The sequence below is a fragment of the Bacteroides faecis MAJ27 genome, assembly GCF_900106755.1.
GTDB lineage: Bacteria > Bacteroidota > Bacteroidia > Bacteroidales > Bacteroidaceae > Bacteroides > Bacteroides faecis.
In genome coordinates, this window is sequence record NZ_FNNN01000054.1 from 1 (window position 1) to 9876 (window position 9876).

7 protein-coding genes and 1 pseudogene are annotated in these 9876 nt (G+C 36.1%); 6 read left to right on the forward strand and 2 right to left on the reverse strand.

Features of this window, described 5'->3' with window-relative positions; translation table 11 throughout:
• Positions 1-111 precede the first annotated feature (111 nt).
• Positions 112-939, reverse strand: coding sequence for a restriction endonuclease (locus BLW31_RS23300; RefSeq protein ID WP_032836881.1), 828 nt, complete (start codon positions 937-939; stop codon positions 112-114).
• A 310-nt stretch (positions 940-1249) separates the two neighbouring features.
• On the opposite strand from BLW31_RS23300, the gene BLW31_RS23305 reads away from it, so the two are divergent.
• The 6 genes from BLW31_RS23305 to BLW31_RS23330 all read left to right on the forward strand — a co-directional run bounded on the left by BLW31_RS23305 (position 1250) and on the right by BLW31_RS23330 (position 9367).
• Positions 1250-1462, forward strand: a complete 213-nt coding sequence (locus BLW31_RS23305) for a helix-turn-helix transcriptional regulator (protein ID WP_029425434.1) — start codon at positions 1250-1252, stop codon at positions 1460-1462.
• 16 nt (positions 1463-1478) lie between these two features.
• On the forward strand, positions 1479-2510 hold the full coding sequence (locus BLW31_RS23310; RefSeq protein WP_010537276.1) for a DNA cytosine methyltransferase: 1032 nt from the start codon (positions 1479-1481) through the stop codon (positions 2508-2510).
• Entirely contained in the window at positions 2507-4333 is a 1827-nt protein-coding gene (locus BLW31_RS23315; protein WP_010537275.1) for an McrB family protein, read from the forward strand. The genes BLW31_RS23310 and BLW31_RS23315 overlap by 4 nt, the downstream gene beginning before the upstream one ends.
• A 26-nt stretch (positions 4334-4359) precedes the next feature.
• Positions 4360-6558 carry a DUF2357 domain-containing protein gene (locus tag BLW31_RS23320; RefSeq protein WP_010537274.1) on the forward strand — a complete coding sequence of 733 codons (2199 nt, stop codon included), beginning with the start codon at positions 4360-4362 and terminating at the stop codon, positions 6556-6558.
• An 86-nt stretch (positions 6559-6644) separates the two neighbouring features.
• Entirely contained in the window at positions 6645-8843 is a 2199-nt protein-coding gene (locus BLW31_RS23325) for an ATP-binding protein (protein ID WP_010537273.1), read from the forward strand.
• A gap of 5 nt (positions 8844-8848) precedes the next feature.
• Positions 8849-9367, forward strand: coding sequence for a very short patch repair endonuclease (locus BLW31_RS23330; RefSeq protein WP_010537272.1), 519 nt, complete (start codon positions 8849-8851; stop codon positions 9365-9367).
• Between the two features lie 30 nt (positions 9368-9397).
• Here BLW31_RS23330 and BLW31_RS23335 read toward each other — a convergent pair.
• Positions 9398-9781: pseudogene (locus tag BLW31_RS23335) on the reverse strand (hypothetical protein); the annotation flags it as partial.
• Positions 9782-9876: the final 95 nt, after the last annotated feature.

Here is a 9876-nt window from a genome sequence, read left to right on the forward strand (position 1 = left end):
TATTTAACCAATTTATTACTATATTTGAAAACAGGATTCAAGTATAAAACCCGAATCCTGAAGTTTTCTATTTACACAAAATGGTGGACAGTGCCCATTAAAACCGAAACACTAGCGTTTGGCAATTAATTTAATTTCCCCATTCAAGGCATCCTTTAAAATTGCCTTTATAAACTCTTGAGCATCAATAGACATATTTATGGTTTTGTTTTTTTGTTCACACTCATATTTTATAGCTCTAATCTTTACTAAGCCCCAAGGGGTATCTACATAAGAATCTTCCAAAGAAAAAACACGGTCTTTATCAGGCTGCAACTGATTTTCCAAATTATCCAATGTGTCTATAATTTCTCCTTTTGCATTACAGATTTTCCCACCTTTAACTTGCAAAGGAATATAAATGGAATGAAGCCATTTCTCTTTTGGAGGAAAGTTTAGACAATCTAATCGTTCTCTATATGCTTGAAGATCTAAACCGTTTTCTTTCGCCCAAATTTCATCTACCTCAAAAAGACAATGTCTGATTGATACGTTTATACAAGTTTTTACTTCTGCAATAATGGCCTCTCCTTGATTAGGTGTTCTTAATTCTTTTAGGCTTATACCATAATGGTTGCCAATTTTTTTAGCCCCTTCCTGATAACCAATCTTTGTAACCATAATTCCAGATACATTATTTAAATCCGATAAAATACCATAAAAATCACGAACCTTGCTGACGGGAACAGGCTTATTATAATTTTTGCACTCAATAGCAACTTTGTGTAATACTCCTGCTATTTCATACTCCCAATACACATCTATTTGATGTTTCTGCCCTGATTTACCAAGAATCTTTATATCATGCCTGACTTCAGTACTTTTTACAACATCAGCGTTTACTAATTCTTGATAAACCTCTTGGGCAAATTTTTCATACTCTATGTTAGCATTATTCATATTCGGCAACAAATTAATGTCACAAACCACTTTTTACATTTGTAAAGATACAATTTTTCTTGCTGAATATTATACATCAGGAAAAATATCTTTTAGCCAATCTACAGAATGACATAAATAAAGTACATGCAACTATATCAGATACTCTTTTTTATAGGAAGCCACAGTCAACAAGCTTTTTTAAAATTGAAATATAATCCAATATAAAGCTGTTTTCCAACATGTTTTTATTCCATAAATCCTATTATAGGATGAAAGTTCAAAAAGAATGGTTAACTTTGTATTTCAAACATCTACAATAATAAGTTATATGAGTAAAGATATAAATCGGCTAAAGGTGGTGCTCGCAGAAAAAAAACGCACCAATAAATGGTTGGCAGAACAGTTAGGAAAAGATCCGGGTACTGTTTCAAAATGGTGTACAAATACCATGCAACCGAACTTAGAGACATTGGTTGAAATAGCAAAAGTCCTTGAAGTGGACACCAAGGATTTATTATGGTCAATTAAAAACACTAAGTGAAAGAGGACAGACATCAATGAAGAAAAAATATAAAGGAATAGATTTGTTTTGTGGTATAGGCGGTTTTCGACTTGCCATGAACAGCAGTCAGGTGGAGTGTGTATTCTCATCTGATAATGATAAGTTTGCACAACAAACCTATGAGGCGAATTTCCATGAAGTACCGACGGGAGATATAAAGGCTGTTGATGAAAAAGACATTCCAAAATTTGACATCTTAACAGCTGGGTTTCCATGTCAACCATTTAGTTATGCAGGAGAAAAACAAGGTTTTAATGATGAAGTAAGAGGTACACTTTTTTTTGACGTATGTCGAATTCTAGAATACCATAAACCTCCAATGGTATTTCTTGAGAATGTAAAAGGTTTGAAATCCCACGATAAAGGGAAAACGCTTCAGACTGTTCTGGACACTCTAAAAAAACTTGGTTACTACCCACATTGGACTATTTTATCTTCCTTAGATTATGGTCTTCCTCAGAAACGGGAAAGATGGTATTGTGTAGCCTTTAGAACCGATGTCGATTTTGAATGGCCTAAGCCCATAAAAGGACATCCTGTATTACGTGACATCATAGAAATGAATGACAGGAACCCATCTTTGGCTATTTCTAAATTTGAATTAGACAGAATAGATTATCATTTTGCAAACGCCAAACCTGGCGATAGAATCCAACATGACAACTCGAAATATAAGCCAAATACAAAAAAAGGAAAATATGGTGTTTTTTCTTTTCAAAAGACAGACGGCTCTTTACGATTTCATGTTGGGGATCCAGCTAAAACGCAGATTCAAGAGGCATTCTATTCTTGTCTTGACACATATGCTTCTACAATTATAGCTAATAGGACTCCAAAACTTTGGGATATTCGCAGAAAGCTGTCTGTACTTGAATCTAAAAGAATTCAAGGCTTCCCAGACGACTTTGTATTCCCTGTGTCCGATGCCCAAGCATATAAACAGTTAGGAAACTCTGTCAGTGTGCCAATTATCGTAAAGATAATGAATAATATGATTAAAACTTACGAAAAAACTCTTGAAAAATGAAATACATAAATGTAAAGTCTGTCGTTGAGGCCTACAAAGGCTTTCAAGATTGCATGACCAATAAGTCATGGGGCTATTTGGCTTTGCTAAAAGGATGCAAGAATAGAGTTTGCCCTTCAGTACCTTATGAGGTTGATCTTGACGAAGTATCAAACTTCCTTGAAGATATATTCAATTTAAGTCAAACAAAAAAGAAATATAACAGTGGACGTACATTGCATATTGTATTCTCGAACAAATGGGATAAATATTTTAACGACCAAGGAAAGCACCTCCCTAATATCTATGATGTAGCAATTTGGGCATACAGAAGAAATTCTTTTGAAGACAATGTGACCAAGGAAGATGTTCTCCAAAGGTTTGCAAAAGAATTCAATATTCCATTGAACATCATTTCAAGTAGTTTCAACACTCGTACCAAAGAAACTGTGTTTACGGATTCCTTGTATTCTGAGGCTGTACTCAAATCAGAACTGAATGCTATCGGTGTCGATGTGTCTAAGGAAAATATTGATGCAAAAAAAGGAAGCGTTGTAGCTTCTCCTGGCGAAATAAGCCGTGGCCCTTTTGTTCAAACGTTATATGCTGGGCTGGAGATTACAGACTATGTTCTTATCTTACAATCAGACTACCTGTCTCTTTATGGCAATACCGTAAAGTCTAATAACAGCATAGATTGTATTAACTACAAAAAAAGTTCTAACTACCGTCCCTATATCACCGCTATCAAGTCCAAACCTTTCCTGTTACTAGCCGGTATTTCCGGTACAGGCAAGAGCCGTATTGTTCGTGAACTAGCTCGTGCTTGTTGGAATAAAGGCTCCACAGAGTATAATGCTCATAAACCTAAAAATTTTGAAATGATTCAGGTGAAACCCAATTGGCATGATTCCACTGAATTAATGGGGTATATCAGTCGTGTTAGTGGGAAACCAACGTATGTGGTAGGCCATTTCTTAAAGTTTATTGCACGAGCTTGGGAAAATCCAGACATACCCTATTTCCTCTGTTTAGACGAAATGAATCTTGCCCCTGTAGAACAATATTTTGCAGAATATCTGAGCGTAATCGAATCTCGCAAGAGCCATGAAGGCGGAAACGTAACAACAGATCCAATACTTGAGAAGGTAGATGAAGAATGGTATTTCAATTTAACCGCATCATTGACCACAGTTGAAGACATTAGAATGAGATTCAATGAAGAAGGCATTTGCATACCTCAAAACTTCATAATTATCGGCACAGTTAATATGGATGAAACAACCTTCTCTTTTTCCCGAAAGGTACTCGATCGCGCAATGACCATAGAAATGAATGAAGTGGATTTGTATGCCGGATTGGACAGCAAATATGAGCGTATTGGTAAATTAAACAGCGATATGCTTATCGGTACAGCCGTAGAAGGCGTGGATGTCTATGCCGATAATGAGGAGGTTTGCAACAAGGCGCTAACCTACTTGCAAGCTGTGAATGATGTCCTAAATGGCACACCATTCAAAATCGCCTACCGTACGCGAAACGAATTCTTACTTTATGTGGTAAACAATTTGCCATACAACATGGATGAAAACGGAAATGAGCTCAGTGAGGATGAAGTTATAGCAACAGCATTGGATGAAATAACAAGCATGAAAATATTGTCGCGTATTGAAGGAGACGACACAAAAGTCAAGCACTCACTTCTTGAAAAGTTGATTACCACTATCGAAACGCAGTTGTTGGCATTGACTGGAGAAGATAAGAAAATAGAGTCTGTTTCCATATCCAAACTGAAAGAAATGCAAGGACGACTGTCATCCGGTTATACAAGTTTCTGGAGCTAAAAACTATCAGACATCTGCAAGAGACGATGGAACTGCTTACCATAAGACATCAGGATTTTGAAATGATTGTCGAATGTACAAAGTTCGATGACATTTGGCGCAAGACTAAGAGCAATGTGGGAGAAGAAGGCTTACACTCTACTTACTCTTGGTCAGAGGGAGTAGTATCTGTTATTCTAAACCATATCGGAGAAAGAGTTACGATTGAGAACAGCCAACAAGCCCCTGCTATATTTTTTGACAATATCGATTACCCTATTTGGATTGAATTCAAGGACTATGTAAAAAAAGCACAGTTCGGTTCCATTCTTCAAAATGAGAATGAGAAATTTACTTTTCGCAGACAGATATTAGCCGGTTTCTTGAATTATGGCAATGAGGTTGGGCGAAGTGAAATACAGCTCATATATCAAGTGGGGACAGAGACCCGTAGGTTTGTCTTCTCCTTTGAAGTGTTAAGCACAAAGCTCAACTATCACGAGCATTGGAAAACCATTATCGAGGATATTGAACAGGAGTACAGAATGCTTTCACTTGATTATATGCGAAGAACCTTTCATGGCTTTTCGCCCGATACAAGCGGAGATACTCCGGAAATAATCTGGTGGAGCGTATTTGCCAATGAGCAACAGAAATTCATAAAGGCTTGTAAAAACATCATTGACCGCCCACGGCATCGATTACATGGAAAGGATACCTACAAATGTGCTGACAAGCTGACATTTATCCCCTCTTACATAGAAAACGAATTGGCAGAACACAGAAATGACTGTGCTCATTTATACCGTGTAGAGGAACATGTTTGGACAAACGATACGCAGGAAAACAGGTTCTTGAAATTTGCGCTTAGACAAATTACCGACAAATATGAGGTCTTGAAGAAGCGTATAGAAGCTGTGAAGAATGCCTCTGATGTAATGAAGGACGATATGCAAGCCACGTTAACGACACTGAAACATCTACAACGAAATCCCTTTTTCCGCACTGTAGGAAATTACAAAGGTATGAATCAAGAAAGCTTGGCCTTACAAAAGGCTACCGGATATAGTCAGGTATATCGTACATGGAGCCTACTCCAACGCTCTTATTCACTAAATGATGGCATATATCGCTTGCAGACCAAAGATATTGCAACGCTTTATGAAATCTGGTGTTTCATAGAAGTAAGCCATATAGTAAAAGAAAATCTGCACTTATCTGATGAAGATATAGACCACAGAAACCGCATGGAAATGAATGGTCTGTTTACATGGGATTTAGGCAAAGGAGAACATTCGCGTATTCTTTTTAAAAAAGATAATGTGGAACTGGCGGAACTAATCTATAATCCAAAGAGTTCAGAACATGAAAATAACTCTGTCGGTATAACTGATTTGGTAGTACCAACTGTGCCTCAAAAACCGGATATTGTGTTGCAACTTACCAAAAACGATTTGCAAGAAGGAATGAAAATGACTTACCTGTTTGATGCAAAATACCGTATTGATGGAAAGGATAGAAATGGAGTAGATGTTCCCCCCGAAGATGCAATCAACCAGATGCACAGATACCGTGATGCCATTTATTATAAAGATTGTCAATCGGATGCTTTGAAAAAAGAAGTGATAGGTGGTTATATCCTGTTTCCTGGTGATGGTGAGCCAACTGATGTTGCCGTATCTAAGTTCCGTAAAACTATAGATGAGGTAAATATTGGAGCATTCCCACTTCGTCCCAAGGATATTCATAACCGACTACTTTTAGAGCAATTCATAGAAGAACTTATTCAAAATAAGTCACATGAAACCATATCGAAAGTAATACCACAAAAGGGCGCGTTATTGCAAGTACCTAATCGCCTTCTTGTAGGTTTGGTTGGGAATAGTTCACGACCCGGATATACACAAAGTTTCCTTGACGGTAATGCCACTTTGTACTATACAGGACCAAAGTTCCCGACAACCATTTCATTGCATGACCTTCATTACTTTGTACCTTATATAAAAGGTGAAGGTGTTCGTGATTTATATGAAATTATCCGTATAAGAACCATAACGAGTAAAGAGGCAAAACAAGCCGAAGGTGAAGATATAACAGATGATATGCGTTTAGCATTCGAATTGCGTTTCAGCCGTAAGCTATTTGAAGATTATCGACAGATAGATACTCATAAGATGATTAATTATACTTTTATTGACACTACATTTGACGAGACAGAAAAGTGGTTGATAGTAAATGAGTCATAGCTATCTTTCACTAACAAATGTAATGGCATATTATACAGTTAACAAATAGATATTTACATAAATACAAAATCCTATTATTGCAATTTATGATACAAAAAATAAAAATTGATTGGAGAAATTGTTATGGTATTAAGGAGCTCAACCAAGAATTCAAGTTTACTCCTGGTAAACAAATACATTTAATCTATGCTCCAAATGGTTCAATGAAAACATCTTTTGCTAAAACTATGCGCTATTTATCAGGGCAGTCCAAAGAGAAACCATGTGACAAGCTACACGATAAAGACAAATCGAGTTTCATCCTAAAAGTGGACGGTTTAGATGTGTCTAAGGAAAATATATTCGTAGTTAATGGAGATGATGATATTGATTGTTCAAAGTCGTTTGTGAATTTCCTTGCAAGCTCAGAATTAAAAAACAGGTATGATTCTATATATCAACAATTGTCAGAGAAGAAGGAACTCCTAATAAGTAAATTAAAAAGTGCCTCTTTAAGTTCCGACTGTGAAAAAGAGATATTCGGTACTTTCAAACAAAATGATGCAGACACTATCTTTAGCATACTTGAGCGTTTAAACAGTGAAGTCAAATCAGGTTTACCAAAGTTTGAATTTAAGTATAATGATGTATTTGACACCAAAGAGAATGTTAAGAAATTTATAGAATCTAATAAAGATAACCTGAATATATATATCGACAATTACAATAGACTTTTAGGGAATTCCAAACTATTCCGAACTGTGGCCGGTCATACATTTGGAACGTATCATGTTACGCAATTACAACAGTATGTTTCTGATGGTTCATTTTTCGGTGTTAATCATAAAATTGTACTTCAGGACGATACGGAATTATCGTCCGAGACAGAGTTGCAAGAACTTATTAATAGTGAACAACAACGTCTTTTAAAGGATGAAAATTTAAAGAAAGCTTTTGATAAAATCACAAAAGCAATTGACAAAAATGTCGAATTGAGAGGTTTTAAATCTGTTTTGAACAATCATCCTGAATGGATACCTGAAATCATCAACTACGAAGTATTCCGAAAAAAAGTTTGGTTAGGGTATTTATCAGACAATGAGATAAAACCTCTGTTTGATGCTTATATACAAGTTTATAATGAAAATAAAGAGGCACTACAGCAAGTCTTAGAAGAGGCCAGCTCGCAGCAAGAAAGATGGAAACAAATTATAGCCCTTTATAATGCACGTTTTCATGTACCAATAAAAGTTTCTATAGCCAATCAAAAGGATATTATACTAAAACAAGAAGCAGCGAAACTACAGTTTTCTTACGTTGAAACTTCAAGTACAGAAACAACTGTGGAGAAAGACGTGCTGGAGAAAATCCTTAGTCGAGGCGAAAAACGCGCTTTCATTATCCTGCAATTTCTCTTTGAAATGGAAGCACGTAAGACTATGGATCATGATACAATTTTAGTTATGGATGATATAGCTGATTCATTTGATTATCAAAACAAATATGCGATAGTAGAATATATTAAAGACATTGCTGCAGACAATAGCAATAAGTTCTATATGCTCGTGTTGACTCATAACTATGATTTCTATAGAACATTGTCGTCCCGTCTTAGTCTATTCCAACCAAATCTATGGATGGCAGAACGCTTAGCTAATGGAAAGGTAATCATCAACCAAGGTCAGTATAAAGGTAATATATATACTAATGCTTTTATCGAGCATGATAATGATGATAAAATATTTATAAGCATGATTCCTTTTGTTAGAAATCTGATAGAATATACTAAAGGGGAAAATGATGATTACAAAACATTAACAGAATGCCTTCATAAAAAAGCAAATACACGAACTATAACAATTGAGCAGTTGATAAATATTATGACTGATTTTACACAAGGTAAAGGTATGAAACGCCCTAAATCAGCAGATAAAATTTACGACTTGATTATGCAAACCGCAGATAGCATCATAACCGAAGCCAATCCTAATCAAGTGCTAATTGAAAATAAAGTGTGCTTATCTATTGCCATAAGACACTTGGCGGAAAATTATATGTACGACAAAATGATAGCAAAAGGTAAAAGTGAAGAAGATTTAGCTATAATAGGTAGTCAAACAGGGAAGTGGACAGGTCTATTTAAAAAAGCCTGTCCGAAAGATGCTCATTATGATATTATAGAGCGTGTTAATATGATGACCCCTGAACTAATTCATATAAACAGTTTTATGTTTGAGCCTCTCATAGATATGTCTATATATCATTTAATTCAACTGTATAAAGACTGTAAAGAACAACTCAAATAAACGATATGGCTGATGTGCTGAATAGAGAACAACGCCACCGTTGTATGTCCGCTATAAAAGGGAGGGATACAAAACCTGAATTACTGGTTCGCAAGTTCCTTTTTAGCCGTGGCTTCCGCTATCGGCTAAACCATCCACGCCTGCCCGGACATCCTGATTTGGTACTTCGCAAATATCGAACAGTTATTTTTGTGAACGGCTGCTTTTGGCATGGTCATGATAATTGCAGATACTTTCGCCTACCTAAAACAAACATTGACTTTTGGCAAAAGAAAATAGAGCGAAACAAAGAGCGTGATAAAAAAGAACAATGCCAACTTGCTGCTATGGGCTGGCATTGTATTACAGTTTGGGAATGTCAACTAAAACCTAAAGTCCGCATACAAACACTTGAATCATTGGCTTATACTTTGAATCATATTTTCCTTGAAGACAGGAAAATAAGAACATACGACTTACCTGATATAAATAATACACCTATGGTGGCAGAACCAGAAGTAACTTATGGAAGAAAGGAGCAATAGTAAAAAGCCGTTGCTTATTTTCTCCAAGGACTATTCCGTATTCTTTTGGGGCTCTAGTCCTATTTTTCCCATCAAGTACTGATGCTGTTCCCTCACCGCCCGATACATAGAATAATGAGCAAAGGATTCTTCCTTATACTTCATACTACTAACAGAAGCAGCAACAGCCCATATCATAATAACGACCACGAAGGCCACGACATATCGTAACTTAATATAATAGCCACGTATAAACATCCCATTGATATTGGGTGGAATAATGGTCACTGGATTTTTCAACTCATTAATTTTTGCAAGTATCTCATTCTGCCGTCTTAATATGCTGTCGGTATTCGCCTCGATATTCATACGGTTGAGATTGTAATCGCAAACGTGCCGATAAAGATATTCAAGAAGTTTGGACTTCTGCTTGAATGTAAGCAATCAGTAAACCCCGTATCCTAGACCATAATAGTTCTTCATACCTTTGCGTGTGAATTATAAAACGTAAAAGATATGAAGGTAAGCAA

Bases quoted from the DNA above. Each gene is read 5' to 3' on its own strand.
- BLW31_RS23310 (WP_010537276.1), top strand. From the start codon at position 1,479: ATGAAGAAAAAATATAAAGGAATAGATTTGTTTTGTGGTATAGGCGGT.
- BLW31_RS23315 (WP_010537275.1), top strand. From the start codon at position 2,507: ATGAAATACATAAATGTAAAGTCTGTCGTTGAGGCCTACAAAGGCTTT.
- BLW31_RS23305 (WP_029425434.1), top strand. From the start codon at position 1,250: ATGAGTAAAGATATAAATCGGCTAAAGGTGGTGCTCGCAGAAAAAAAA.
- BLW31_RS23325 (WP_010537273.1), top strand. From the start codon at position 6,645: ATGATACAAAAAATAAAAATTGATTGGAGAAATTGTTATGGTATTAAG.
- BLW31_RS23330 (WP_010537272.1), top strand. From the start codon at position 8,849: ATGGCTGATGTGCTGAATAGAGAACAACGCCACCGTTGTATGTCCGCT.
- BLW31_RS23300 (WP_032836881.1), bottom strand. From the start codon at position 939: ATGAATAATGCTAACATAGAGTATGAAAAATTTGCCCAAGAGGTTTAT.
- BLW31_RS23320 (WP_010537274.1), top strand. From the start codon at position 4,360: ATGGAACTGCTTACCATAAGACATCAGGATTTTGAAATGATTGTCGAA.